Annotated in this window: 30 protein-coding genes and 1 tRNA gene; 30 read left to right on the forward strand and 1 reads right to left on the reverse strand. The window is 59.7% G+C overall.

What is annotated here, in order from left to right; genetic code table 11:
* Nucleotides 1-54 precede the first annotated feature (54 nt).
* The 10 genes from RLCC275e_RS07210 (at nt 55) to rpoC (ending at nt 13,537) form a co-directional block, all read left to right on the forward strand.
* Nucleotides 55-948, forward strand: coding sequence for an NAD-dependent epimerase/dehydratase family protein (locus tag RLCC275e_RS07210; protein ID WP_033179557.1), 894 nt, complete (start codon nt 55-57; stop codon nt 946-948).
* A 168-nt stretch (nt 949-1,116) separates the two neighbouring features.
* Nucleotides 1,117-1,192: transfer RNA gene (locus RLCC275e_RS07215), tRNA-Trp, on the forward strand.
* Nucleotides 1,193-1,387: 195 nt separating this feature from the next.
* Nucleotides 1,388-1,588: a preprotein translocase subunit SecE gene (secE, locus tag RLCC275e_RS07220; protein ID WP_003558522.1), complete on the forward strand. Its 201-nt coding sequence runs from the start codon at nt 1,388-1,390 to the stop codon at nt 1,586-1,588.
* A 17-nt stretch (nt 1,589-1,605) separates the two neighbouring features.
* Nucleotides 1,606-2,136 (forward strand): transcription termination/antitermination protein NusG, encoded by a 531-nt coding sequence (gene nusG / locus RLCC275e_RS07225; protein WP_003547516.1) that lies wholly within the window; start codon nt 1,606-1,608, stop codon nt 2,134-2,136.
* 177 nt (nt 2,137-2,313) lie between these two features.
* On the forward strand, nt 2,314-2,745 hold the full coding sequence (gene rplK, locus RLCC275e_RS07230; RefSeq protein WP_003547518.1) for a 50S ribosomal protein L11: 432 nt from the start codon (nt 2,314-2,316) through the stop codon (nt 2,743-2,745).
* A 4-nt stretch (nt 2,746-2,749) separates the two neighbouring features.
* The gene (gene rplA, locus RLCC275e_RS07235) at nt 2,750-3,451 is read left to right on the forward strand and encodes a 50S ribosomal protein L1 (protein WP_003558525.1); all 702 of its coding nucleotides are present in this window, start codon (nt 2,750-2,752) and stop codon (nt 3,449-3,451) included.
* Between the two features lie 329 nt (nt 3,452-3,780).
* Complete coding sequence (gene rplJ, locus RLCC275e_RS07240; protein WP_003547522.1) at nt 3,781-4,299, forward strand: 50S ribosomal protein L10; 519 nt, start codon at nt 3,781-3,783, stop codon at nt 4,297-4,299.
* Nucleotides 4,300-4,357: 58 nt separating this feature from the next.
* Nucleotides 4,358-4,735, forward strand: coding sequence for a 50S ribosomal protein L7/L12 (rplL, locus tag RLCC275e_RS07245; protein WP_020049535.1), 378 nt, complete (start codon nt 4,358-4,360; stop codon nt 4,733-4,735).
* Nucleotides 4,736-4,998: 263 nt separating this feature from the next.
* A complete protein-coding gene (gene rpoB, locus RLCC275e_RS07250) occupies nt 4,999-9,138 on the forward strand; it encodes a DNA-directed RNA polymerase subunit beta (RefSeq protein WP_003547525.1) in 4,140 nt (1,379 codons plus the stop codon).
* Between the two features lie 190 nt (nt 9,139-9,328).
* A complete protein-coding gene (rpoC, locus tag RLCC275e_RS07255; RefSeq protein WP_003558528.1) occupies nt 9,329-13,537 on the forward strand; it encodes a DNA-directed RNA polymerase subunit beta' in 4,209 nt (1,402 codons plus the stop codon).
* 141 nt (nt 13,538-13,678) lie between these two features.
* Here rpoC and RLCC275e_RS07260 read toward each other — a convergent pair whose 3' ends face one another.
* The gene (locus RLCC275e_RS07260; RefSeq protein ID WP_012757018.1) at nt 13,679-13,972 is read right to left on the reverse strand and encodes a hypothetical protein; all 294 of its coding nucleotides are present in this window, start codon (nt 13,970-13,972) and stop codon (nt 13,679-13,681) included.
* Between the two features lie 497 nt (nt 13,973-14,469).
* On the opposite strand from RLCC275e_RS07260, the gene rpsL reads away from it, so the two are divergent.
* The 20 genes from rpsL to rpsH all read left to right on the forward strand — a co-directional run bounded on the left by rpsL (nt 14,470) and on the right by rpsH (nt 26,254).
* The gene (gene rpsL, locus RLCC275e_RS07265; RefSeq protein ID WP_003547537.1) at nt 14,470-14,841 is read left to right on the forward strand and encodes a 30S ribosomal protein S12; all 372 of its coding nucleotides are present in this window, start codon (nt 14,470-14,472) and stop codon (nt 14,839-14,841) included.
* Between the two features lie 76 nt (nt 14,842-14,917).
* The gene (gene rpsG / locus RLCC275e_RS07270) at nt 14,918-15,388 is read left to right on the forward strand and encodes a 30S ribosomal protein S7 (protein WP_003547538.1); all 471 of its coding nucleotides are present in this window, start codon (nt 14,918-14,920) and stop codon (nt 15,386-15,388) included.
* A gap of 29 nt (nt 15,389-15,417) precedes the next feature.
* A complete protein-coding gene (gene fusA / locus RLCC275e_RS07275) occupies nt 15,418-17,517 on the forward strand; it encodes an elongation factor G (protein WP_012757019.1) in 2,100 nt (699 codons plus the stop codon).
* Nucleotides 17,518-17,585: 68 nt separating this feature from the next.
* Nucleotides 17,586-18,761 (forward strand): elongation factor Tu, encoded by a 1,176-nt coding sequence (gene tuf, locus RLCC275e_RS07280; RefSeq protein WP_020049533.1) that lies wholly within the window; start codon nt 17,586-17,588, stop codon nt 18,759-18,761.
* A gap of 154 nt (nt 18,762-18,915) precedes the next feature.
* Complete coding sequence (gene rpsJ, locus RLCC275e_RS07285) at nt 18,916-19,224, forward strand: 30S ribosomal protein S10 (RefSeq protein WP_003547547.1); 309 nt, start codon at nt 18,916-18,918, stop codon at nt 19,222-19,224.
* 39 nt (nt 19,225-19,263) lie between these two features.
* Complete coding sequence (gene rplC, locus RLCC275e_RS07290) at nt 19,264-19,905, forward strand: 50S ribosomal protein L3 (RefSeq protein ID WP_003558542.1); 642 nt, start codon at nt 19,264-19,266, stop codon at nt 19,903-19,905.
* Between the two features lie 13 nt (nt 19,906-19,918).
* Nucleotides 19,919-20,539, forward strand: coding sequence for a 50S ribosomal protein L4 (rplD, locus tag RLCC275e_RS07295; protein ID WP_003547549.1), 621 nt, complete (start codon nt 19,919-19,921; stop codon nt 20,537-20,539).
* Entirely contained in the window at nt 20,536-20,829 is a 294-nt protein-coding gene (locus tag RLCC275e_RS07300) for a 50S ribosomal protein L23 (RefSeq protein ID WP_003547550.1), read from the forward strand. Before rplD ends, RLCC275e_RS07300 begins: the two co-directional genes overlap by 4 nt.
* A gap of 11 nt (nt 20,830-20,840) precedes the next feature.
* On the forward strand, nt 20,841-21,677 hold the full coding sequence (rplB, locus tag RLCC275e_RS07305) for a 50S ribosomal protein L2 (protein ID WP_003547551.1): 837 nt from the start codon (nt 20,841-20,843) through the stop codon (nt 21,675-21,677).
* 15 nt (nt 21,678-21,692) lie between these two features.
* Entirely contained in the window at nt 21,693-21,971 is a 279-nt protein-coding gene (gene rpsS, locus RLCC275e_RS07310; protein WP_003547552.1) for a 30S ribosomal protein S19, read from the forward strand.
* A gap of 2 nt (nt 21,972-21,973) precedes the next feature.
* Complete coding sequence (gene rplV / locus RLCC275e_RS07315) at nt 21,974-22,363, forward strand: 50S ribosomal protein L22 (protein WP_003547553.1); 390 nt, start codon at nt 21,974-21,976, stop codon at nt 22,361-22,363.
* A complete protein-coding gene (rpsC, locus tag RLCC275e_RS07320; RefSeq protein ID WP_003547554.1) occupies nt 22,363-23,094 on the forward strand; it encodes a 30S ribosomal protein S3 in 732 nt (243 codons plus the stop codon). The genes rplV and rpsC overlap by 1 nt, the downstream gene beginning before the upstream one ends.
* Before the next feature lie 36 nt (nt 23,095-23,130).
* Nucleotides 23,131-23,544 (forward strand): 50S ribosomal protein L16, encoded by a 414-nt coding sequence (gene rplP, locus RLCC275e_RS07325; RefSeq protein ID WP_003547555.1) that lies wholly within the window; start codon nt 23,131-23,133, stop codon nt 23,542-23,544.
* An 11-nt stretch (nt 23,545-23,555) separates the two neighbouring features.
* Nucleotides 23,556-23,756: a 50S ribosomal protein L29 gene (rpmC, locus tag RLCC275e_RS07330; RefSeq protein WP_003558545.1), complete on the forward strand. Its 201-nt coding sequence runs from the start codon at nt 23,556-23,558 to the stop codon at nt 23,754-23,756.
* A 12-nt stretch (nt 23,757-23,768) separates the two neighbouring features.
* The gene (gene rpsQ, locus RLCC275e_RS07335) at nt 23,769-24,008 is read left to right on the forward strand and encodes a 30S ribosomal protein S17 (protein ID WP_003547557.1); all 240 of its coding nucleotides are present in this window, start codon (nt 23,769-23,771) and stop codon (nt 24,006-24,008) included.
* 258 nt (nt 24,009-24,266) lie between these two features.
* On the forward strand, nt 24,267-24,635 hold the full coding sequence (gene rplN / locus RLCC275e_RS07340; protein WP_003547558.1) for a 50S ribosomal protein L14: 369 nt from the start codon (nt 24,267-24,269) through the stop codon (nt 24,633-24,635).
* 11 nt (nt 24,636-24,646) lie between these two features.
* Nucleotides 24,647-24,955 carry a 50S ribosomal protein L24 gene (gene rplX, locus RLCC275e_RS07345; RefSeq protein ID WP_003547559.1) on the forward strand — a complete coding sequence of 103 codons (309 nt, stop codon included), beginning with the start codon at nt 24,647-24,649 and terminating at the stop codon, nt 24,953-24,955.
* A complete protein-coding gene (gene rplE, locus RLCC275e_RS07350; RefSeq protein WP_003547560.1) occupies nt 24,948-25,505 on the forward strand; it encodes a 50S ribosomal protein L5 in 558 nt (185 codons plus the stop codon). The genes rplX and rplE overlap by 8 nt, the downstream gene beginning before the upstream one ends.
* Nucleotides 25,506-25,537: 32 nt before the next feature.
* Nucleotides 25,538-25,843: a 30S ribosomal protein S14 gene (gene rpsN, locus RLCC275e_RS07355; protein WP_003547561.1), complete on the forward strand. Its 306-nt coding sequence runs from the start codon at nt 25,538-25,540 to the stop codon at nt 25,841-25,843.
* 12 nt (nt 25,844-25,855) lie between these two features.
* Nucleotides 25,856-26,254 (forward strand): 30S ribosomal protein S8, encoded by a 399-nt coding sequence (gene rpsH / locus RLCC275e_RS07360; protein WP_003547562.1) that lies wholly within the window; start codon nt 25,856-25,858, stop codon nt 26,252-26,254.
* The last annotated feature ends 41 nt before the right edge of the window (nt 26,255-26,295 follow it).

Here is a 26,295-nt window from a genome sequence, read left to right on the forward strand (position 1 = left end):
TTCGCGCGGAAGCGTCTATCTATGCCTCCGATTTCATGACGCGGAGGATATTCCATGAAGAGACGTATTCTATTCACCGGCGGTTCGGGCAAGGCAGGTCGCCATGCGGTGCCGTGGCTCGTCAATGCCGGCTACGAGGTTCACAACCTCGATCTCGTGCCGCTCGATAGCCCCGGCGTCACCAATCTCATCGCCGACATCACCGATAGCGGTCAGGTCTTCAACGCGCTTTCGATGCATCGCGATTTTCCCGATCTCGACGCGGGCAGGGGCGTGCAGCCCTTCGACGCCGTCGTGCATTTCGCCGCCATCCCGCGCATCCTGATCAAGCCCGACAACGAAACCTTCCGCATCAACACGATGGGCACATATAATGTCATCGAGGCGGCGGTAAAGCTCGGCATCCGGAAGATCATCGTCGCATCGAGCGAGACGACCTACGGCGTCTGCTTCGCCGAAGGCCATCGCGATTTCCACCAGTTCCCGCTGGAGGAGGACTACGACGTCAATCCGATGGATTCCTACGGCCTTTCCAAAGTGGTCAACGAAAAGACGGCGCGCGCCTTTGCCGAACGTTCGGGTTTCGACATTTATGCGCTACGCATCGGCAACGTCATCGAGCCTGACGAATACGAGAAGTTTCCGACCTATTTCGCCAATCCCGAGTTGCGCAAGCGAATCGCCTGGAGCTATATCGACGCCCGCGACCTCGGGCAGATCTGCCATCTCTGCATCGAGAAGGACGGCCTCGGCTACCAGGTCTTCAACGCCGCCAACGACACCGTCTCGGCCAATACGCCATCGAAAGAGCTTGCGAAGCGATTCTTTCCGAACGTGCCTTTCACCCGCGAGATCGGCGAATATGAGGGCCTGCTCTCCAACCGCAAGATCCGCGAGGTGCTGGGTTTTAAGGAAGAACACGATTGGCGGAAGTATGTGAAGGTCTGAATGGACCGTGGTTCCGCGACTGAAAGGCCGATCGCTCGCATATCAGGAGAATGGCCTTGAAAATCGAAAATCGTGCTTGCCAATCCCGTGTCGTCGTCTTAAAGGGAGCGCCATGCTTTTCAGCAGCGATTTGCGGGCCTTGGCCCAGGCGCTGAATGATCGGTATGAAGGGGTATAGCTCAGTTGGTAGAGCGGCGGTCTCCAAAACCGCAGGTCGTAGGTTCGAGCCCTACTGCCCCTGCCATTTTCCTGGATGCGGGACAGCGCGGACATGCTCGCGGCATTTCCGGCTGGGGATTGATTGGTGGCAAGTAATTTCGTTAAACTTCGGTTTCCCTCTTGTGTATTCGGAAATCGGTGTTTATTTAGGGTTCAACAGACACGCGGTGCGTGGGGCTGATAGTTTCAGCTTTACGCGCCGTAATTGCGTGGGCAGTCGATGGCATCCAAATCCAATCCGTTTACGTTTCTGCAGCAGGTTCGCTCCGAGACGTCCAAAGTTACATGGCCGTCGCGCCGCGAGACCATGATCTCGACGGTCATGGTGCTGGTGATGGTGGTTTTCGCCGCGCTGTTTTTCTTTGCCGCTGACCAGCTGATCGGCTGGGCTCTGAGCTTCGTGCTGAATACCGGCAACTGATACGGGTGGAGATGAAAATGGCGGCACGTTGGTACATCGTCCACGCATATTCCAATTTTGAAAAGAAGGTGGCTGAAGATATCGAGAACAAGGCTCGCCAGAAGGGGCTTGAGCACCTGTTCGAGAAGATCCTCGTGCCGACCGAAAAGGTGGTGGAAGTGCGTCGCGGCCGCAAGGTCGATTCCGAGCGCAAGTTTTTCCCGGGCTATGTCATGGTTCGCGCCAATCTGACGGACGAAGCCTACCACCTGATCAAGAATACGCCGAAGGTCACGGGTTTCCTCGGCTCCGACAACAAGCCAGTTCCGATTCCGGACTATGAGGCCGAGCGCATTCTCGGTCAGGTCCAGGAAGGTGTCGAGCGGCCGAAGGCCTCGATTACCTTCGAGATCGGCGAGCAGGTCCGCGTTTCCGACGGCCCGTTCGCTTCGTTCAACGGCACGGTTCAGGATGTGGACGAAGAGCGTTCGCGCCTGAAGGTGGAAGTGTCGATCTTCGGCCGCGCAACGCCGGTCGAGTTGGAATACGCTCAGGTCGAGAAGGTCTGATTGCGAGAGACTGGAGGCTGGCCCTTGCGGCCTGTCTCCTGCGGACCTTGTCCGCATCCGCGTGGAAGGTGAGGGGTCTTAGCCGGACCCTAATGATCCGCACCACGCAACCGCAGCCGCCGGAGAGATCCGGCATCACGGGCCGGGCGACCGGCCGTTCATGAAAGGCAGAGAGATATGGCTAAGAAAGTTGCAGGCCAGCTCAAGCTTCAGGTCAAGGCAGGATCGGCAAACCCGTCCCCGCCGATTGGTCCGGCGCTTGGTCAGCGTGGCATTAACATCATGGAATTCTGCAAGGCGTTCAATGCCGCCACGCAGGAAATGGAAAAGGGCATGCCGATTCCGGTCGTCATCACCTATTACCAGGACAAGTCCTTCACCTTCGCGATGAAGCAGCCGCCGGTCAGCTACTGGCTGAAGAAGGAAGCGAAGATCACGTCCGGTTCCAAGACCCCCGGCAAGGGCGCCAAGGCCGGCTCCCTCACCAAGGCTCAGATCAAGTCGATCGCAGAAGCCAAGATGAAGGATCTGAACGCAGCGGATATCGAAGGTGCAATGGCGATGATCGAGGGCTCTGCCCGCGCCATGGGCCTGGAAGTGGTGGGTTAAGATCATGGCTGGTAAGCGCACGCAGAAGATCAACGAAGGTGTTGATCCCACCAAGCTCTACGCTCTGACCCTGGCCATCGGCATGGTCAAGGAACGGGCTGTCGCCAAGTTCGACGAAACCATCGAAGTCTCGATGAACCTCGGCGTCGACCCGCGCCATGCGGACCAGATGGTCCGCGGCGTCGTCAATCTGCCGAACGGCACGGGCCGTACGGTTCGCGTCGCCGTCTTCGCTCGTGGCGCCAAGGCTGACGAAGCCAAGGCCGCCGGTGCCGATATCGTCGGTGCCGAAGAGCTTGTCGAAATCGTCCAGGGCGGCAAGATCGAATTCGATCGCTGCATTGCCACCCCCGATATGATGCCGCTCGTCGGCCGTCTCGGTAAGGTTCTCGGCCCCCGCGGCATGATGCCGAACCCGAAGGTCGGCACCGTCACCATGGATGTCGCCGGAGCCGTCAAGGCTTCCAAGGGCGGCGCTGTCGAGTTCCGCGTCGAGAAGGCTGGCATCGTCCATGCCGGTATCGGCAAGGCCTCGTTCGACGCCAAGGCTCTGGAAGAAAACATCCGCGCCTTTGCTGACGCCGTCATCAAGGCGAAGCCGGCTGGCGCCAAGGGCAACTATGTCAAGCGCGTGGCGATTTCCTCGACCATGGGCCCGGGCGTCAAGATCGAGCCCGGCTCGGTCACCGGAGCTTCGGCTGCGTAAGTTTATGGCCGGGCTTTAAGCCCGGCGACTGAATTTCCGGCCTCGCAAGGGGCCGGAATATTCCGGAGAAATCCGGAATCCTGTCCGAGATTGCAGGTGGTTTTCCCTTAATCACTGTGCCTGCATGAGACGGGTAAGACCCGATTTGCATGAAGTTCGCTTCTAGGAACTCGGTTCGAGCCTTGGATGCCTTGTGCCTCTTTAGCCTTGATTGGCGCGAGAGCGCGGGGGGACAGGATCCTCAAGCGTCGCTTGGGATCTCGCATGATCCCAGGAGGCAAAAGGCAACCGGCGGGCCCATTTTCGGTCCCGCCAACTGGAGATAGGCAGTGGAAAGAGCGGAAAAACGCGAATTCGTCACGGAACTGAACGAAGTCTTCAAGGCTTCGGGCTCAGTTGTCGTGGCCCACTATGCTGGTGCCACAGTCGCGCAGATGAACGATTTTCGTTCGAAGATGCGCGCAGCTGGCGGCACCGTCAAAGTCGCGAAGAACCGCCTGGCCAAGATTGCCCTTCAGGGTACGGAAGCGGAAGGGATGTCCAATCTCTTCAAGGGTCAGACGCTGATTGCATACAGCACCGATCCGATCACCGCTCCGAAGGTCGTCATGGATTTCGCCAAGACCAATGACAAGATCATTGTTCTGGGCGGCGCCATGGGAACAACCACGCTCAACGCCGATGCAGTCAAGTCGCTTGCGACCCTGCCTTCGCTCGATGAGTTGCGTGCGAAGCTGCTGGGCATGATCCAGACACCGGCTACCCGCATCGCTGGGGTTGTTGCAGCACCGGCAAGCCAGCTTGCTCGCGTGTTTGCGGCCTACGCCAAGAAGGACGAAGCCGCGTAAGGCGGTTTTTCGCTGTTTATAATCAACCGGTTCGAACCGAACAAAAGGAACTAGTAAAATGGCTGATCTCGCAAAGATCGTTGACGACCTCTCCTCGCTGACCGTTCTGGAAGCTGCAGAACTGTCGAAGCTTCTCGAAGAAAAGTGGGGCGTTTCCGCTGCTGCTCCGGTAGCTGTTGCTGCCGCTGCCGGCGGTGCTGCTGCTGCTGTCGTTGAAGAAGAAAAGACCGAGTTCGACGTCATCCTCACGGATGTCGGTGCCAACAAGATCAACGTCATCAAGGAAGTCCGCGCCATCACTGGTCTCGGCCTCAAGGAAGCCAAGGATCTCGTTGAAGCCGCTCCGAAGGCTGTCAAGGAAGGCGTCAACAAGGCTGAAGCCGCTGACATCAAGAAGAAGCTTGAAGACGCTGGCGCAAAGGCCGACGTCAAGTAATCTTGAACTGCTTTTGGGAGGCAGTATCTCTACTGCCTCCCATTTGCCGTTTTTCTGAACGAATTACCCAAAAGCCGCGTCGAAACGGCTTTTGGGTAATGGGTTCTTCAAAAGGATGGTCTCGCACCGAGGGCAGCACAGCAATCCGAGCTGAGCGTTTTCTGGGGTCGGACGAGATTGAATTACTCATTGATTGACGGGATCGACTGGCCATCGGTTCCCGTCCGTTGCAGGCCCGGGTGCAAGATTTTGAAGGAGCGACGATGGCTCAGACCCTTTCGTTCAACGGTCGCAGGCGCGTACGCAAGTTTTTTGGTAAGATCCCCGAAGTCGCAGAAATGCCGAACCTCATCGAGGTTCAGAAGGCATCCTACGACCAGTTTCTGATGGTTGAAGAGCCGAAGGGCGGCCGACCCGACGAGGGTCTTCAGGCCGTTTTCAAGTCGGTTTTCCCGATCACCGATTTCTCCGGCGCATCCATGCTGGAATTCGTGTCCTACGAGTTCGAACCGCCGAAGTTCGACGTTGACGAATGCCGTCAGCGCGACCTGACCTATGCTGCGCCGCTGAAGGTGACGCTGCGCCTCATCGTGTTCGATATCGACGAGGATACCGGCGCGAAGTCGATCAAGGACATCAAGGAACAGTCCGTTTACATGGGCGACATGCCGCTCATGACCAACAACGGCACGTTCATCGTCAACGGCACCGAGCGCGTCATCGTCTCCCAGATGCACCGTTCGCCGGGCGTCTTCTTCGACCACGACAAGGGCAAAAGCCATTCGTCCGGCAAGCTGCTCTTTGCTGCGCGCGTCATCCCCTATCGCGGTTCCTGGCTCGATATCGAATTCGACGCCAAGGACATCGTCTACGCCCGTATCGACCGCCGCCGTAAGATCCCTGTCACTTCGCTGCTGATGGCGCTCGGCATGGACGGCGAGGAAATCCTCGACACCTTCTACACGAAGTCGCTCTACAAGCGCGACGGCGAAGGCTGGCGCATTCCCTTCAAGCCGGAAACGCTGAAGGGTGCCAAGGCGATCACCGAGATGGTCGACGCCGATACCGGCGAAGTCGTCGTCGAAGCCGGCAAGAAGCTGACCCCGCGCCTGTTGCGCACGCTGTCCGATAAGGGTCTGAAGGCCCTCAAGGCCGCCGACGACGATCTGTATGGCAACTACCTTGCCGGCGATATCGTCAACTACTCGACGGGTGAAATCTACCTCGAGGCCGGCGACGAAATCGACGAGAAGACGCTTGGTATCATTCTGGCGAACGGCTTCGATGAGATCCCTGTTCTCGGCATCGATCACATCAATGTCGGCGCCTATATCCGCAACACGCTGACAGCCGACAAGAACGAGAACCGTCAGGACGCTCTGTTCGACATCTACCGCGTCATGCGTCCGGGTGAACCGCCGACCATGGAATCGGCCGAAGCCATGTTCAACTCGCTGTTCTTCGATGCGGAGCGTTACGACCTCTCCGCCGTTGGCCGCGTCAAGATGAACATGCGCCTCGACCTGACGGTCGAAGACACTGTCCGCATCCTGCGCAAGGACGACATCCTGGCCGTGGTCAGGATGCTGGTCGAACTGCGCGACGGCAAGGGCGAGATCGACGACATCGATAACCTCGGCAACCGCCGCGTCCGTTCGGTCGGCGAACTGATGGAAAACCAGTACCGTCTCGGCCTGCTTCGCATGGAGCGCGCGATCAAGGAACGCATGTCCTCGATCGAGATCGACACGGTCATGCCGCAGGATCTGATCAACGCCAAGCCGGCCGCCGCTGCCGTGCGCGAATTCTTCGGTTCCTCGCAGCTCTCGCAGTTCATGGACCAGGTCAACCCGCTCTCGGAAATCACCCACAAGCGTCGTCTTTCGGCTCTTGGCCCGGGCGGTCTGACCCGGGAGCGCGCCGGCTTCGAAGTCCGCGACGTGCATCCGACCCACTATGGCCGCATTTGCCCGATCGAAACGCCGGAAGGCCCGAACATCGGTCTCATCAACTCGCTTGCGACCTTTGCCCGCGTCAACAAGTACGGCTTCATCGAAAGCCCGTACCGCCGCATCGTCGACGGCAAGGTGACGAGCGACGTGCTCTACCTCTCCGCCATGGAAGAGGCGAAGTATTACGTCGCCCAGGCCAACGCCGAGATGAACGCTGACGGTTCCTTCGTCGACGAATTCGTCGTCTGCCGTCATGCCGGCGAAGTCATGCTCGCCCCGCGCGACAGCATGAACTTGATGGACGTCTCGCCGAAGCAGGTCGTTTCGGTCGCAGCCGCGCTCATCCCGTTCCTGGAAAACGACGACGCCAACCGCGCGCTCATGGGCTCGAACATGCAGCGTCAGGCAGTGCCGCTGCTGCGTGCCGAAGCTCCGTTCGTCGGTACCGGCATGGAGCCGGTCGTTGCCCGTGACTCCGGTGCCGCCATCGGCGCCCGCCGCGGCGGCGTGGTCGACCAGGTCGACGCGACGCGTATCGTTATCCGCGCAACGGAAGACCTCGAAGCCGGCAAATCCGGCGTCGATATCTACCGCCTGCAGAAGTTCCAGCGTTCGAACCAGAACACCTGCGTCAACCAGCGTCCGCTGGTCACCGTCGGTGACGAGGTCAACCGCGGCGACATCCTCGCCGACGGCCCGTCGACCGATCTCGGCGACCTGGCACTAGGCCGCAATGCGCTCGTCGCGTTCATGCCCTGGAACGGCTACAATTACGAAGACTCGATCCTGCTCTCCGAGCGTATCGTTGCCGACGACGTGTTCACCTCCATCCACATCGAGGAATTCGAAGTGATGGCGCGCGACACCAAGCTTGGTCCTGAGGAAATCACCCGCGATATTCCGAACGTTTCGGAAGAAGCGCTGAAGAACCTCGACGAAGCCGGCATCGTCTATATCGGCGCCGAAGTTCAGCCGGGCGATATCCTCGTAGGCAAGATCACGCCGAAGGGCGAAAGCCCGATGACGCCGGAAGAAAAGCTTCTGCGCGCCATCTTCGGCGAAAAGGCCTCCGACGTGCGCGACACCTCTATGCGCATGCCGCCCGGCACCTACGGCACGATCGTCGAAGTCCGCGTCTTCAACCGCCACGGCGTTGAAAAGGACGAGCGCGCGATGGCGATCGAGCGCGAAGAAATCGAGCGTCTGGCAAAGGACCGCGACGACGAGCAGGCGATCCTCGACCGTAACGTCTACGGCCGTCTGATCGAGATGCTGCGTGGCCAGGCCTCTATTGCCGGCCCGAAGGGCTTCAAGAAGGGAGCCGAGCTGTCGAACGCCGTCGTCTCCGAATATCCCCGCTCGCAGTGGTGGATGTTCGCGGTCGAAGACGAAAAGGTCCAGAGCGAACTCGAAGCGCTCCGTGGTCAGTACGACGAATCCAAGTCGCGCCTTGAACAGCGCTTCATGGACAAGGTCGAAAAGGTCCAGCGCGGCGATGAAATGCCTCCTGGCGTCATGAAGATGGTCAAGGTCTTTGTCGCGGTAAAGCGCAAGATCCAGCCGGGCGACAAGATGGCCGGTCGTCACGGGAACAAGGGCGTCGTCTCGCGCATTGTTCCGGTGGAGGACATGCCGTTCCTCGAAGACGGCACGCATGTCGACGTCGTTCTGAACCCGCTCGGCGTGCCTTCGCGCATGAACGTCGGCCAGATCCTGGAAACGCATCTGGGTTGGGCTTGCGCCGGCATGGGTCGCCAGATCGGCGAACTGATCGAAGCATACAAGGCCAATGGCAACATTGAGCCGCTGCGCAAGACCATCGGCGATGTCGTCGGAGACGGCCCGAAGGCCGAACAGGTCCATGAGTTCGACGACGACTCGGTTCTGCGTCTCGCCGACCAGTGGAAGCGTGGCGTTTCGATTGCGACGCCTGTTTTCGACGGCGCGAACGAAGCCGACGTCAACGACATGCTGCGTCTGGCAGGTCTCAAGGATAGCGGTCAGTCGACGCTCTATGACGGCCGTACCGGCGAGCAGTTCGACCGTCAGGTGACGGTGGGCTACATCTACATGCTGAAGCTCAACCACCTAGTCGACGACAAGATCCATGCTCGTTCGATCGGTCCCTACTCGCTCGTGACCCAGCAGCCGCTAGGCGGCAAGGCGCAGTTCGGCGGCCAGCGCTTCGGCGAAATGGAAGTCTGGGCGCTCGAAGCATACGGCGCGGCCTACACGCTGCAGGAAATGCTGACGGTGAAGTCGGACGACGTCGCCGGCCGCACCAAGGTCTACGAAGCCATCGTCCGCGGAGACGACACGTTCGAAGCCGGTATTCCGGAAAGCTTCAACGTTCTCGTCAAGGAAATGCGCTCACTGGGCCTCAGCGTCGAGCTCGAGAACACCAAGCTTGACGAGGCGCAGGCAGCTCAGCTGCCCGACGCGGCCGAGTAAGCACTTGATAGGGCGTGCGCTGCCAATGCGGCGCACGCCGGTCCCACCGGGCGCCGTATCCGTGTCGGCCCGGGAGGGAAGTTTCGCCGCATCCAGCGGTTATTCTCGTTTAAGCGAGGGAGGCGGCTCCCGGGAAATTGCCGCCGATCATCGCATTTTGAGGGCGCTTTAGCCCATGAAGGAGACAGGCATGAACCAAGAGGTCATGAATCTTTTCAATCCGCAGGTGCCTGCACAGAATTTCGATTCCATTCGGATTTCGATCGCGTCTCCGGAGAAGATCCTCTCCTGGTCTTACGGTGAGATCAAGAAGCCGGAAACCATCAACTACCGTACGTTCAAGCCGGAACGTGACGGTCTGTTCTGCGCGCGCATCTTCGGGCCGATCAAGGACTACGAATGCCTGTGCGGTAAGTACAAGCGCATGAAGTACAAGGGCATCATCTGCGAAAAGTGCGGCGTCGAAGTTACGCTGTCGCGCGTTCGCCGTGAGCGCATGGGCCATATTGAGCTCGCCGCTCCCGTTGCCCACATCTGGTTCCTGAAGTCGCTGCCATCACGCATTTCGACGTTGCTCGACATGACGCTGAAGGATGTCGAGCGCGTCCTCTACTTCGAAAATTACATCGTCACCGAGCCGGGCCTGACCGCCCTGAAGGAGCACCAGCTCCTCTCGGAAGAAGAGTACATGCTCGCTGTCGACGAATACGGCGAAGACCAGTTCACCGCGATGATCGGCGCCGAGGCGATCTACGAGATGCTGGCCTCGATGAACCTCGAAAAGATCGCTGGCGACCTGCGTGCCGAGCTTGCCGACACCACGTCGGATCTCAAGCAGAAGAAGCTGATGAAGCGCCTGAAGATCGTCGAGAACTTCATGGAGTCGGGCAACCGCCCGGAATGGATGATCATGAAGGTCGTTCCGGTCATCCCGCCGGACCTGCGTCCGCTGGTTCCGCTCGACGGCGGCCGTTTCGCGACGTCGGATCTGAACGATCTCTATCGCCGCGTCATCAACCGTAACAACCGTCTGAAGCGCCTGATCGAGCTTCGTGCCCCTGGCATCATCATCCGCAACGAAAAGCGCATGCTGCAGGAATCCGTTGACGCGCTATTCGACAACGGTCGTCGCGGCCGCGTCATCACCGGTGCCAACAAGCGTCCGCTGAAGTCGCTCTCCGATATGCTGAAGGGCAAGCAGGGCCGCTTCCGCCAGAACCTGCTCGGCAAGCGCGTCGACTATTCCGGCCGTTCGGTCATCGTCACCGGTCCGGAACTGAAGCTGCACCAGTGCGGCCTGCCGAAGAAGATGGCGCTTGAGCTCTTCAAGCCGTTCATCTATGCCCGCCTCGACGCCAAGGGTTACTCCTCGACCGTCAAGCAGGCCAAGAAGCTGGTCGAAAAGGAAAAGCCGGAAGTCTGGGATATCCTCGACGAGGTCATCCGTGAGCATCCGGTTCTCTTGAACCGCGCACCGACGCTGCACCGCCTGGGCATCCAGGCCTTCGAACCCATCCTGGTCGAAGGCAAGGCGATCCAGCTGCATCCGCTCGTCTGCACGGCCTTCAACGCCGACTTCGACGGCGACCAGATGGCCGTTCACGTGCCGCTGTCGCTCGAAGCTCAGCTCGAAGCCCGCGTGTTGATGATGTCGACCAACAACATCCTGCACCCGGCCAACGGCGCGCCGATCATCGTTCCCTCGCAGGACATGGTTCTCGGCCTCTACTATCTGTCGATCCTCAACCAGAACGAGCCGGGCGAAGGCATGGCCTTCTCCGATCTCGGCGAGTTGCATCACGCCCTAGAAAGCAAGGTCGTGACGCTGCACACCAAGATCCGCGGCCGCTTCAAGTCGGTCGACGAGGATGGCAAGCCTTACTCGAAGATCTATGAGACGACGCCTGGCCGTCTGCTCATCGGCGAACTGTTGCCGAAGAACGGGAAGGTGCCCTTCGATATCTGCAACCAGGAAATGACCAAGAAGAACATCTCGAAGATGATCGACACGGTCTATCGCCATTGCGGCCAGAAGGACACGGTCATTTTCTGCGACCGCATCATGCAGCTCGGCTTCGCCCACGCCTGCCGCGCCGGCATTTCGTTCGGCAAGGACGACATGGTCATTCCGGATGCCAAGGCCAAGATCGTTGCCGACACCGAAAACCTGGTGAAGGAATACGAGCAGCAGTACAATGACGGCCTCATCACCCAGGGCGAGAAGTACAACAAGGTTGTCGACGCCTGGGGTAAGGCGACCGAAAAGGTCGCCGAAGAGATGATGGCCCGCATTAAGGCGGTCGAATTCGACGAGAAGACCGGTCGCCAGAAGCCGATGAACTCGATCTACATGATGAGCCACTCCGGTGCCCGCGGTTCTCCGAACCAGATGCGCCAGCTGGGCGGCATGCGTGGCCTCATGGCCAAGCCGTCGGGCGAAATCATCGAGACCCCGATCATCTCGAACTTCAAGGAAGGCCTGACCGTCAACGAGTACTTCAACTCGACGCACGGCGCCCGTAAGGGTCTGGCAGACACCGCCCTGAAGACCGCCAACTCCGGCTACCTGACCCGCCGTCTCGTCGACGTCGCGCAGGATTGCATCGTCACGCATGTCGATTGCGGAACGCAGACGGGCCTCACCATGACCGCCATCGTCGATGCCGGCCAGGTGGTTGCTTCGATCGGCGTCCGTATCCTCGGCCGCACGGCGCTCGACGACATCGATCATCCGGTCACGGGTGAGCGCATCGTCGATGCCGGCAGGATGATCCTCGAGCCCGACGTCGTCGAAATCGAGAAGGCCGGCATCCAGTCGATCCGCATCCGCTCGGCACTGACCTGCGAAATCCAGACGGGCGTCTGCTCGGTCTGCTACGGCCGCGACCTCGCGCGCGGTACGCCGGTCAATATGGGCGAAGCCGTCGGCGTCATCGCTGCTCAGTCGATCGGCGAGCCGGGCACCCAGCTCACCATGCGTACCTTCCACCTTGGCGGTACTGCAACCGTGGTCGACCAGTCGTTCCTCGAAGCCTCGTACGAAGGTACGGTGCAGATCAAGAACCGCAACATCCTGCGCAACTCCGATGGCAACCTCGTTGCCATGGGCCGCAACATGACCGTCCAGATCTTGGACGAACGCGGTGTCGAGCGGTCGTCGCAGCGTGTGGCCTACGGTTCGAAGCTGCATGTCGACGAAGGCGACAAGGTCAAGCGCGGCCAGCGCTTGGCAGAGTGGGACCCCTACACCCGTCCGATGATGACGGAAGTGGCCGGTACCGTTCAGTTTGAAGATCTGGTCGACGGCCTCTCCGTTCTGGAAGCGACCGACGAATCGACCGGCATCACCAAGCGCCAGGTTATCGATTGGCGTTCGACCCCGCGCGGCTCGGACCTCAAGCCGGCGATCGTCATCAAGGATGCCAGCGGCAATATCGCGAAGCTCTCCCGTGGTGGTGACGCCCGCTTCTTCCTCTCGGTCGATGCGATCCTGTCGGTCGAGCCGGGCACGAAGGTCTCCCAGGGTGACGTTCTCGCCCGTTCGCCGCTCGAAAGCGCCAAGACCAAGGACATCACCGGCGGTCTGCCGCGTGTTGCCGAGCTGTTCGAAGCCCGCCGTCCGAAGGACCACGCCATCATCGCAGAGATCGATGGTACGATCCGCCTCGGCCGCGACTACAAGAACAAGCGTCGCGTCATCATCGAGCCGGCGGAAGACGGTGTCGAGCCTGTCGAATACCTGATCCCGAAGGGCAAGCCCTTCCACCTTCAGGAAGGCGACTATATCGAAAAGGGTGACTACATCCTCGACGGTAACCCGGCTCCGCACGACATCCTGGCGATCAAGGGCGTGGAGGCTCTGGCCTCCTACCTCGTCAACGAGATCCAGGAAGTCTACCGCCTGCAGGGCGTCGTCATCAACGACAAGCACATCGAGGTGATTGTCCGTCAGATGCTGCAGAAGGTGGAAATCACCGATGCAGGCGACTCGACCTATATCGTCGGCGACAATGTCGACCGGATCGAGCTCGAAGACGTCAACGATCACCTGATCGAGCAGGGCAAGAAGCCAGCCTATGGCGATCCGGTTCTTCTCGGCATCACCAAGGCATCGCTGCAGACGCCGTCCTTCATCTCGGCCGCATCCTTCCAGGAAACGACCAAGGTGCTGACGGAAGCTGCGATCGCCGGCAAGACCGACGGTCTGCAGGGTCTGAAGGAAAACGTCATCGTCGGCCGTCTCATTCCGGCCGGCACCGGCGGCACTATGACCCAGATCCGCCGCATCGCCACGTCGCGCGACGAGATGATCCTCGAAGAGCGCCGCAAGGGCACGGGTGCTGCCGTTGCCACGCCGATGCTGCAGGACATGGCCGAAAAGGCTCCGGCTGCGGAATAACCCGCCGCTGAAGTCTATGAAATTGAAAAACCGCCCGGAGCGATCCGGGCGGTTTTTGTTTTATCTGCTCTGATTATCTGGCGGGGAGGGAGGCTGCTTCCGCTTATGCTGCCTTGACGGCGCCAGCGGTGGCTCCCAACCTCAGTTGAACCGGATGATCGCGACTTCGCCTTCGATGGCGCCCTGGTAGGCCGATGCGTGCGGCTCTTCGGCCGGGACCTCGGTCAGCATGCCGATCTGGTCGAGGTCTGCCTCGATGAAGCCTTCCTCGGCAAGGGCGTTCAAGGCCTCGCGTACGGCAGTGTCGTCGTCAGGCGCCTTCAGCATGATGTGCAGGTCGATGCCTTCGCTGGCGTCGGACTCGTAGCCCTTGCCGATGATGATGAAGATCATCGGGCCGTCGAAATTATTGTCGTTATCAGGTGTCGTGATCATCGCCTGTCCTTCGGCTCTTTGACGATTCGGTCGCTCGAATCCGGCTGGGAGGGCCGAACGCCGCAATTGCTGATTCCTTAACTGCTTTTGCTGCAATGCCCAAGTTTTTATCTTGGGGCACAGCCGTGAATTCGTCTAGAAGGATGAAACAGGGCGTTCGGCCGCCATATCAAGGCGATACGGCGAGTTTATTTCTTAACCGGCCTTGACGAGACGGGAGGAAACCAGTAGTACCCCGGCCATCAGATCCCATGTGAGGCTTGGCTGTTCGGGGCGACTCGCCCTGAAGTTCACCTCAAACAAGGTTCTAAACGCACGTTGAAGTCATGATGCTGCACGCACGACGCATATTCTATGCGTCCTCTGCTCCTTGTGGTCCATCTGCGGAAGCGGATCGGGCCATATTTTGCGCATTGACGGAAAGCGCGCGTCACTGCCGGAGACGGCGCGAGTTCAAGCCCGCAAGGGTACTGAGATAAAACGTAAGGGATGGTTGAATGCCTACCGTAAACCAGCTGATCCGCAAGCCTCGCCAGGCGAACGTAAAGCGTAACAAGGTTCCCGCACTCCAGGAGAACCCGCAGAAGCGCGGCGTTTGCACGCGCGTCTACACGACGACGCCGAAGAAGCCGAACTCGGCTCTGCGTAAGGTCGCAAAGATCCGCCTGACCAACGGCTTCGAAGTCATTGGTTACATCCCCGGCGAAGGTCACAACCTTCAGGAACACTCCGTCGTCATGATCCGTGGCGGCCGCGTCAAGGACCTTCCGGGTGTCCGTTATCACATCATCCGCGGCGTTCTCGATACCCAGGGTGTCAAGAACCGCAAGCAGCGCCGCTCCAAGTACGGCGCGAAGCGTCCGAAGTAATTCGGTTTTTGAATAATCCGGCGCTGCGCGAGGTCCTCCGCGTCATGAAGCGCCTTAACGGTTGAAGAGACAAAATATGTCCAGACGTCATAAAGCAGAAAAGCGCGAGATCAATCCGGACCCGAAGTTCGGTGATCTCGTTGTCACCAAGTTCATGAATGCCATCATGCTCGACGGCAAGAAGTCCGTTGCTGAAAACATCGTCTACGGTGCGTTCGACGTTGTTCACGGCAAGTCCAAGCAGGAGCCGCTCACGGTTTTCCATTCTGCGCTTGAGAACATTGCCCCGCACGTTGAAGTTCGCTCGCGTCGTGTCGGTGGTGCGACCTATCAGGTCCCGGTCGACGTCCGTCCGGAGCGCCGCCAGGCTCTTGCCATTCGCTGGCTGATCGCTGCTGCCCGCAAGCGCAATGAAACGACTATGGTTGACCGCCTTTCCGGCGAACTGCTCGATGCGTCCAACAACCGCGGCTCCGCCGTCAAGAAGCGCGAAGACACGCACAAGATGGCTGACGCCAACCGCGCGTTCTCGCACTATCGCTGGTAATTCCGAACGGTATCGAAAGGCAGTCCACAATGGCTCGCGAATATAAGATCGAAGACTACCGTAATTTCGGTATCATGGCGCATATCGACGCCGGCAAGACCACGACCACCGAGCGTATTCTTTATTACACCGGCAAGTCGCATAAGATCGGCGAAGTCCACGACGGCGCAGCCACCATGGACTGGATGGAGCAGGAGCAGGAGCGTGGCATCACGATCACCTCTGCTGCCACCACGACCTACTGGAAGGGTCGTGACGGCAAAACGCGCCGCTTCAACATCATCGACACTCCCGGCCACGTCGACTTCACCATCGAAGTCGAGCGTTCGCTGCGCGTTCTCGACGGCGCCATTGCGCTGCTCGACGCCAACGCCGGTGTTGAGCCGCAGACGGAAACCGTCTGGCGTCAGGCCGAGAAGTACAATGTCCCGCGGATGATCTTCTGCAACAAGATGGACAAGACCGGTGCGGACTTCTACCGCTCCGTCGAGATGATTAAGACCCGTCTCGGCGCAACGGCTGTCGTCATGCAGCTCCCGATCGGCGCAGAAACGGAATTCAAGGGCGTCATCGACCTGGTTGAGATGAACGCACTCATCTGGCGCGACGAGTCGCTCGGCGCCCAGTGGGATGTTGTCGAGATCCCCGAGGACATGAAGGCCAAGGCTGAAGAATATCGCGAAAAGCTGATCGAGACGGTCGTCGACATCGATGAAGCCGCCACCGAAGCTTATCTCGAAGGTATTCTGCCCGACAACGATCAGATCCGTGCGCTGGTTCGCCGCGGCACGATCGACGTCAAGTTCCATCCGATGTTCTGCGGCACCGCATTCAAGAACAAGGGCGTGCAGCCGCTGCTCGACGCCGTCGTCGACTACCTGCCGTCGCCGATGGACATTCCGGCGATCAAGGGCATCGATTTCAAGACGGAAGCCGAAATCGAGCGTCATGCCGATGACAGCGAGCCGCTTTCCATGCTCGCCTTCAAGATCATGAACGACCCCTTCGTCGGTTCGCTGACCTTCGCCCGCATCTACTCGGGCAAGCTCGAGAAGGGCACGTCGGTCATCAACACGGTCAAGGACAAGCGCGAGCGCGTCGGCCGTATGCTGCAGATGCACTCCAACTCGCGTGAAGACATCGAAGAAGCCTTCGCAGGCGATATCGTCGCTCTCGCTGGCCTCAAGGAAACCACGACGGGCGACACGCTCTGCGATCCGTTGAAGCCGGTTATCCTCGAGCGCATGGAATTCCCGGAGCCGGTCATCCAGATCGCCATCGAGCCGAAGACCAAGGGCGACCAGGAAAAGATGGGCCTCGCGCTCAACCGCCTGGCTGCTGAAGATCCGTCCTTCCGCGTCAAGACCGACCAGGAATCCGGCCAGACCATCATCGCCGGCATGGGCGAACTGCATCTCGACATCATCGTCGACCGCATGCGTCGTGAATTCAAGGTCGAAGCAACTGTCGGCGCGCCGCAGGTTGCCTACCGCGAAACCATCACCAGGACGCATGAAGAAGACTACACGCACAAGAAGCAGTCCGGTGGTACCGGCCAGTTCGCGCGCGTCAAGATCGTCTTCGAACCGAACCCGGAAGGCGACGAATTCAAGTTCGAATCGAAGATCGTCGGCGGTTCCGTTCCGAAGGAATACATCCCCGGCGTCCAGAAGGGCATCGAAAGCGTTCTGTCTTCGGGTCCGCTCGCAGGCTTCCCGATGCTCGGCGTCAAGGCGACCCTCATCGATGGCGCCTTCCACGACGTCGACTCCTCGGTTCTCGCCTTCGAAATCGCATCGCGTGCCTGCTTCCGTGAAGCAGCCAGGAAGGCCGGCGCTCAGCTGCTCGAGCCGATGATGAAGGTCGAAGTCGTCACCCCGGAAGATTACGTCGGCGACGTTATCGGCGACCTGAACTCCCGTCGCGGTCAGATCCAGGGCCAGGAAAGCCGTGGTATCGCCGTCGTCATCAACGCGAACGTCCCGCTCGCGAACATGTTCAAGTACGTCGACAACCTGCGCTCCATGTCCCAGGGCCGCGCCCAGTACACGATGACCTTCGATCACTATTCGCCGGTCCCGTCGAACGTCGCAACTGAAATCCAGGCAAAGTATTCCGGTCAGAAGTGACCGGAATACCAATTGACCGATAACAAGAATTAGATCCCTTCGGGGACTAGCAAAACGGAGACCCGAAAATGGGAAAGAGTAAGTTTGAGCGCAACAAGCCGCACGTCAACATTGGCACGATTGGCCACGTTGACCACGGTAAGACGTCTCTGACGGCAGCGATCACGAAGTACTTCGGTGAGTACAAGGCGTACGACCAGATCGACGCGGCTCCGGAAGAAAAGGCGCGTGGCATCACGATTTCGACGGCTCACGTTGAATATGAGACGCCGGCCCGCCACTACGCCCACGTCGACTGCCCCGGCCACGCCGACTACGTCAAGAACATGATCACCGGTGCTGCCCAGATGGACGGCGCGATCCTTGTGTGCTCGGCCGCTGACGGCCCGATGCCGCAGACACGCGAACACATTCTGCTGGCTCGCCAGGTTGGCGTTCCGGCAATCGTGGTGTTCCTGAACAAGGTCGACCAGGTTGACGACGCCGAGCTTCTCGAACTGGTCGAGCTCGAAGTTCGCGAACTGCTGTCGTCCTACGACTTCCCGGGCGACGATATCCCGATCGTCAAGGGTTCCGCACTTGCTGCTCTCGAAGATTCGGACAAGAAGATTGGCGAAGACGCGATCCGCGAGCTGATGGCTGCTGTTGACGCCTACATCCCGACGCCTGAGCGTCCGATCAACCTGCCGTTCCTGCTGCCGATCGAAGACGTGTTCTCGATCTCGGGCCGCGGTACGGTTGTGACCGGCCGCGTCGAGCGTGGCATCGTCAAGGTTGGCGAGGAAGTCGAGATCGTCGGCATCCGCCCGACGACGAAGACGACGGTGACCGGCGTTGAAATGTTCCGCAAGCTGCTCGATCAGGGCCAGGCTGGCGACAACATCGGCGCGCTGATCCGCGGCGTTACCCGTGATGGCGTTGAGCGTGGCCAGATTCTGTGCAAGCCGGGTTCGGTCAAGCCGCACAAGAAGTTCATGGCTGAAGCCTACATCCTGACGAAGGAAGAGGGTGGCCGTCATACGCCGTTCTTCACCAACTACCGTCCGCAGTTCTACTTCCGCACGACCGACGTGACCGGCATCGTAACGCTGCCGGAGGGCACGGAGATGGTCATGCCGGGCGACAACGTCACGGTATCGGTCGAGCTGATCGTTCCGATCGCGATGGAAGAAAAGCTGCGCTTCGCCATCCGCGAAGGCGGCCGCACTGTCGGCGCCGGTATCGTCGCGTCGATCGTCGAGTAATTAGCGGCTGGGCCACCTGGCCCAAGGAAAGGATAGGGACGCCGATCTCGGTGTCCCTCTCGATCTTTGAAACCGGTGGCCCGCTAACGTAACTGAAGGTAAGTCGTGTCCCTAAGTGGTGACACGCGGATAACAGACACAAGGATAAAGTCGAATGAACGGCCAGAATATCCGCATCCGCCTGAAGGCGTTCGATCACCGGATTCTCGACGCCTCCACGCGTGAGATCGTATCGACGGCTAAGCGCACAGGTGCAAGCGTCCGGGGCCCCGTTCCGCTTCCGACCCGCATCGAGAAGTTTACGGTCAACCGGTCCCCGCACATCGACAAGAAGAGCCGCGAACAGTTCGAGATGCGCACGCATAAGCGCCTTCTCGATATCGTTGACCCGACCCCGCAGACGGTAGACGCGCTGATGAAGCTCGATCTCGCCGCCGGTGTCGATGTTGAGATCAAGCTCTGAGACCTCGGGTCTTCGGGCTGAGTGAGAAGGATTGAACCGATGCGTTCAGGTGTGATTGCACAGAAGGTGGGAATGACCCGCGTCTATAACGACGCCGGCGAGCATGTCCCGGTAACGGTACTGCGCATGGAGGCCGTCCAGGTCGTTGCCACGCGCACTGTCGAAAAGAATGGCTATACCGCAGTTCAGCTCGGTGCCGGCCAGGCGAAGGTAAAGAACACGTCGAAGGCGATGCGCGGCAACTTTGCCATTGCCAACGTCGAGCCGAAGGCCAAGGTCACGGAATTCCGCGTTTCGGAAGACAACCTGCTGGAGATCGGCACGGAGATCAAGGCGGGCCACTTCGCAGCTGGCCAGCTGGTCGACGTGACGGGTACGACGATCGGCAAGGGCTTTGCCGGCGCCATGAAGCGTCACGGCTTCGGCGGTCTGCGCGCCACGCACGGTGTGTCGGTGTCGCACCGCTCGCACGGTTCGACTGGCTCGCGCCAGGATCCGGGCAAGGTTTTCAAGAACAAGAAGATGGCTGGTCACATGGGCCAGACGCGCGTCACGACGCAGAACCTGGAAGTGGTTTCGACCGACGAAGATCGTGGTCTGATCCTGATCAAGGGTGCTGTTCCTGGTTCCAAGGGTGCTTGGATCATCGTGCGCGACGCCGTCAAGTCGGCCGCGAAGTAAGGGAGCCAGATCAATGGAATTCAACGTCAAGACCCTCGAGGGAAAAGACGCCGGGAAGGTTTCCCTTTCGGACGCGATTTTCGGCCTCGAGCCCCGCGAAGACATTCTCGCCCGCGTCATCCGCTGGCAGCTTGCCAAGAAGCAGCAGGGCACGCACAAGGCTAAGGGCCGCGCGGAAGTTTCGCGCACCGGCGCCAAGATGTACAAGCAGAAGGGTACGGGCCGCGCCCGCCACCACTCGGCTCGCGCGCCGCAGTTCCGCGGCGGCGGCAAGGCTCACGGCCCGGTTGTCCGCAGCCACGAGCACGATCTTCCGAAGAAGGTTCGCGCACTCGGCCTTCGCCACGCCCTTTCGGCCAAGATCAAGGCCGATGACGTCATCGTCATCGACAACCTGGTTGCCGCTGAAGCCAAGACCAAGTCGCTCGCGTCCGTTTTCGAGACGCTCGGCCTGACCAACGCCCTCTTCATCGGCGGCGCAGAGCTTGATGGCAACTTCAAGCTCGCAGCTCAGAACATCCCGAACATCGATGTTCTGCCGATCCAGGGCATCAACGTTTACGATATCGTGCGCCGCGGTAAGCTTGTGCTTTCCAAGGCTGCGGTTGAAGCGCTAGAGGAGCGATTCAAGTGACCGATCTTCGCCACTACGATGTGATCGTCTCTCCGGCGATCACCGAAAAGTCCACGCTGGTATCCGAAAACAACCAGGTTGTTTTCAATGTCGCCAAGCAGGCGACGAAGCCGGAAATCAAGGCTGCGGTCGAGGCGCTGTTCGGCGTCAAGGTCACGGCTGTCAACACTCTGCTGCGCAAGGGCAAGACCAAGCGGTTCCGCGGTTTTGTCGGCAAGCAGAAGGACGTGAAGAAGGCTGTTGTGACGCTGGCTGAAGGCCAGACGATCGACGTCTCCACCGGTCTCTGAGGTATAAGAAAATGGCATTGAAAACTTTCAATCCGATCACCCCGAGCCAGCGCCAGCTGGTCATCGTCGACCGCTCGGCCCTTTACAAGGGCAAGCCGGTCAAGGCGCTGACGGAAGGTCTGACCAAGAGCGGCGGTCGTAACAACCTCGGTCGCATCACCGCCCGCTTCATCGGCGGTGGTCACAAGCGCACCTATCGTCTGATCGACTTCAAGCGTCGCAAGTTCGACGTCGAAGGCACGGTCGAGCGTATCGAATACGATCCGAACCGCACGGCTTTCATCGCGCTGGTGAATTATGCTGACGGCGAGAAGGCTTATATCCTCGCTCCTCAGCGCCTCGCTGCCGGTGACAAGGTTATCGCTTCCGAGAAGGCTGTCGACGTCAAGCCCGGCAACACCATGCCGCTGCAGTTCATCCCGGTCGGCTCCATCATCCACAATGTGGAAATGAAGCCGGGCAAGGGTGGTCAGATCGCTCGCTCCGCCGGTGGCTACGCACAGCTCGTCGGCCGCGACCAGGGCATGGCGATCCTTCGCCTGAACTCAGGTGAACAGCGTCTCGTTCATGGCTCCTGCCTTGCTTCGATCGGCGCCGTCTCCAACCCTGATCACGCCAACATCAACGACGGAAAGGCCGGTCGTACCGTTTGGCGCGGCAAGCGTCCGCATAACCGCGGTGTCGTCATGAACCCGGTCGACCATCCGCACGGCGGTGGTGAAGGCCGCACCTCCGGTGGTCGCCATCCGGTGACACCGTGGGGCAAGCCGACCAAGGGCAAGCGCACCCGGTCGAACAAGTCGACCGACAAGATGATCATGCGCTCGCGTCATCAGCGTAAGAAGTAAGAGAGGAAGTCTCCAATGGCTCGTTCAGTATGGAAAGGTCCGTTCGTTGACGGCTATCTTCTCAAGAAGGCTGAGAAGGTTCGTGAAGGCGGTCGCAGTGAAGTGATCAAGATCTGGAGCCGTCGCTCCACGATCCTGCCGCAGTTCGTCGGTCTCACCTTCGGCGTCTACAACGGCAGCAAGCATATCCCGGTCAGCGTCAATGAAGACATGGTCGGTCACAAATTCGGTGAATTCTCTCCGACCCGCACCTACTACGGTCACGGCGCGGACAAGAAGGCGAAGAGGAAGTAACAATGGGCAAGGCAAAAGCCGAACGCCGGCTGAAGGACAACGAGGCGCAAGCAGTCGCCCGCACGCTCCGCGTCAGCCCCCAGAAGCTCAACCTGGTTGCTGCGGCTATCCGCGGCAAGAAGGTCGAGCGCGCACTCGCTGAGCTGGAGTTCTCCCGCAAGCGCATCGCAGGCGCCGTCAAAAAGACGCTTGAATCTGCGATCGCCAACGCCGAGAACAACCACGATCTCGACGTCGACTCGCTGGTTGTCGCCGAGGCCTATGTCGGCAAGTCGATCGTCATGAAGCGTTTTCACGCTCGTGGCCGCGGTCGCGCGTCGCGCATTGAAAAGCCCTTCGCGCACCTGACGATCGTCGTTCGTGAAGTGCAGGCAGCAGAGGAGGCCGCATAATGGGTCAGAAAATCAATCCAATCGGTTTCCGCCTCGGCATCAACCGTACCTGGGATAGCCGCTGGTTTGCGGACAATGCCGAGTACGGCCAGCTGCTGCACGAAGACCTGAAGATGCGCAAGTTCGTCATGAGCGAACTGAAGCAGGCCGGGATCTCCAAGGTGGTTATCGAGCGTCCGCACAAGAAGTGCCGCGTCACGATCCACTCGGCGCGTCCGGGCCTGATCATCGGCCGCAAGGGCGCAGACATCGACAAGCTCCGCAAGAAGCTGTCGGAGATGACGAATTCGGAAACGCACCTCAACATCGTCGAAGTGCGCAAGCCCGAAGTCGATGCGACGCTGGTCGCTCAGTCGATCGCCCAGCAGCTCGAGCGTCGCGTGGCTTTCCGCCGCGCGATGAAGCGCGCCGTTCAGTCCGCGATGCGTCTTGGCGCCGAGGGCATCAAGATCACCTGCGCCGGCCGTCTCGGCGGCGCTGAAATCGCCCGTACGGAATGGTACCGCGAAGGTCGTGTGCCGCTGCACACGCTGCGCGCCGACATCGACTACGGCACGGCTGAAGCAGAAACCGCTTTCGGCATCTGCGGCATCAAGGTCTGGATCTTCAAGGGCGAAATCCTTGAGCACGATCCGATGGCTTCCGAGCGCCGCGCGATGGAAGGTGACGCCCAGGGTCCGGCAAGCCGTGATCGTGACCGCGACAGAGACCGTCGCCGCGACAACGCTTGATAGCGCGCGTGGCAGAGAAGTTCGGAGAATAAGAAAATGTTGCAGCCAAAGCGTACCAAGTACCGCAAGCAGTTCAAGGGCCGCATCAAGGGCGTCGCCAAGGGCGGTTCTGACCTGGCATTCGGCGAATTCGGCCTGAAGGCACAGGAACCCAACCGCGTCAACGCGCGCGAGATCGAAGCGGCCCGCCGTGCGATCACGCGTTATATGAAGCGCGCCGGCCGTGTATGGATCCGCGTGTTCCCGGACGTTCCGGTAACCAAAAAGCCGACCGAAGTCCGTATGGGTAAGGGTAAGGGCTCCGTTGAATACTGGGCATGCAAGGTCAAGCCCGGCCGTATGATGTTCGAGATCGACGGTGTCAGCGAAGAAATCGCCCGTGAGGCGCTTCGCCTCGGCTCTGCCAAGCTCTCGGTCAAGACGCGCTTCGTTCAGCGCATTGCAGAGTAAGGAATGAGCTCATGAAAGCCTCAGACGTTCGCGCGTTCACCGCCGACCAACTCAAGGACGAGCTTGCCAAGCTGAAGAAGGAGCAGTTTAACCTGCGCTTTCAGAAGGCGACCGGCCAGCTCGAAAAGTCCTCGCGCATCAACGAAGTTCGCAAGGACATCGCCCGCGTGAAAACCATTGCCCGCCAGAAGGCGGCAGAAGTTAAGGCCTAAAGGAAGAAAAATATGCCGAAGCGCATCCTGCAGGGCGTCGTCGTTGGCGACAAGAACGAGAAGACGGTAGTGGTTCGTGTCGAGCGTCGTTTCGCTCACCCGCTGCTCCAGAAGACCGTTCGTCGTTCCAAGAAGTACAAGGCCCACGACGAGAACAACCAGTACAAGATCGGCGATACCGTATCCATCGAGGAATGCGCGCCCATCTCCAAGGACAAGCGCTGGACGGTGATTTCCGCCCAGGGCAAGTAACAGAATTTTGCGCGAGGCCTTGCGTCTCGCCGAAATATCTGTATGAAGCAGCGTCAGAACGCTCGAATGCCGGGCGTTCTTTTGCTTTGAGCGCACGGAAGGTCCCGTTCGGGAAACCACCCTGGCACGATCGACCCCGCGCTATTCAGCTATTGCCGCGTCTGTGCTGCCTCACGGCAGCTCGGCCGGCGAAAATTTTCATAAGCCGGAGTAGGGGGCTAGCCCAACCATTCCGGTAAACCAAGAAGGCGACCTGATATGATTCAGATGCAAACAAACCTCGACGTCGCGGATAATTCCGGCGCACGTCGTGTCATGTGCATCAAGGTGCTGGGCGGCTCGAAGCGCAAGTATGCCTCGATCGGCGACGTCATCGTCGTTTCGATCAAGGAAGCGATCCCGCGCGGCCGTGTGAAGAAGGGTGACGTGATGAAGGCGGTTGTCGTTCGCACCGCCAAGGACATCCGTCGTGCGGATGGCTCCGTCATCCGCTTCGACACCAACGCAGCAGTCCTCATCGACAACAAAAAAGAGCCGATCGGCACCCGTATCTTCGGACCGGTTCCGCGCGAACTTCGCGCCAAGAACCACATGAAGATCATCTCGCTGGCTCCCGAAGTACTGTAAGGAGCGAAGCGATGCAGAAGATTCGTAAGGGCGACAAGGTCGTCATGCTCGCTGGCAAGGACAAGGGCCGTACCGGCGAAGTTGTCCAGGTCATGCCGAAGGAAGATCGTGCCGTTGTTCGTGGCGTCAACGTCGTCAAGCGCCACCAGCGCCAGACGCAGACCCAGGAAGCCGGCATCATCAACAAGGAAGCCCCGGTTCACCTGTCCAACGTTGCAATCATCGACAAGGACGGCAAGCCGACCCGCGTCGGTTTCAAGGTCGTTGACGGCAAGAAGGTCCGTGTGGCCAAGCGTTCTGGAGAAGTGATCGATGGCTGAGGCAAAATATGAGCCGCGGCTCAAGAAGGAATATGTCGAGCGCATCCGCAAGGCGTTGCAGGAGCAGTTCTCCTACGCCAACGAGATGATGATCCCGAAGCTCGACAAGATCGTGATCAACATGGGTGTCGGCGAAGCGACCGCCGACTCGAAGAAGCCGACGGTAGCTGCCGCCGACCTCGCAGCGATCGCCGGCCAGAAGCCGGTCATCACCCGCGCACGCAACTCTATCGCAGGCTTCAAGGTCCGCGAACAGATGCCGATCGGCGCCAAGGTCACCCTGCGCGGCGCCCGCATGTACGAGTTCATGGACCGTCTCGTGAACATCGCGCTCCCGCGCGTTCGCGACTTCCGCGGCCTGAACCCGAAAAGCTTTGACGGCCGTGGCAACTTCGCCATGGGCATCAAGGAGCACATTGTGTTCCCTGAGATCAACTACGACAAGGTTGATCAGATGTGGGGCATGGACATCATCGTTTGCACGACGGCGACGACCGACGACGAAGCACGGGCTCTTCTGAAAGAGTTCAGCTTCCCGTTCCGTCAATAACCGTAACGACGAGCGTAGAAAAGGAACCTGACATGGCGAAGACAAGCGCAGTTGAAAAGAACAAGCGCCGCCGTACTACGGTCGCTAACCAGGCCGCTAAGCGGGCTGGGTTGAAGGCGATCATCATGAACCAGGCTCTTCCGATCGAAGAGCGGTTCAAGGCCTCGATCAAGCTGGCATCCCTGCCGCGTGATGGATCGAAGACCCGTATTCGCAACCGGTGCGAAGTTTCGGGGCGTCCGCGCGCATATTACCGCAAACTGCGCATGTCGCGTATTGCGCTGCGTGAACTCGGCAATCTCGGCAAGGTGCCGGGTATCGTCAAGTCGAGCTGGTAAGGAGCAGGTTACATGACAATGACTGATCCGTTGGGCGATATGCTCACTCGCATCCGTAACGGCGCTTCCCGCCGCAAGTCGTCGGTTTCGACGCCTGCTTCGAAGCTCCGTGCACGTGTTCTCGATGTTCTGCAGTCCGAAGGCTACATCCGTGGCTATTCCGTTGTCGATTTCGGCAATGGCAAGTCGGAACTCAGCATCGAGCTGAAATATTATGAAGGCGCATCGGTGATCCGCGAGATCGGCCGTGTGTCCAAGCCGGGCCGCCGGGTTTATGTCTCGGTCAAGTCCATTCCGCAGGTCGCGAACGGTCTCGGCATCACCATCCTTTCGACTCCGAAGGGTGTGATGGCCGATCACCAGGCTCGCGAACAGAACGTTGGTGGCGAGGTTCTTTGCTCGGTCTTCTAAGATCGGGCAGGGATCTCCATAGCGAACAGACAGGATTGAAA

The sequence above is a fragment of the Rhizobium brockwellii genome, from assembly GCF_000769405.2.
GTDB lineage: Bacteria > Pseudomonadota > Alphaproteobacteria > Rhizobiales > Rhizobiaceae > Rhizobium > Rhizobium brockwellii.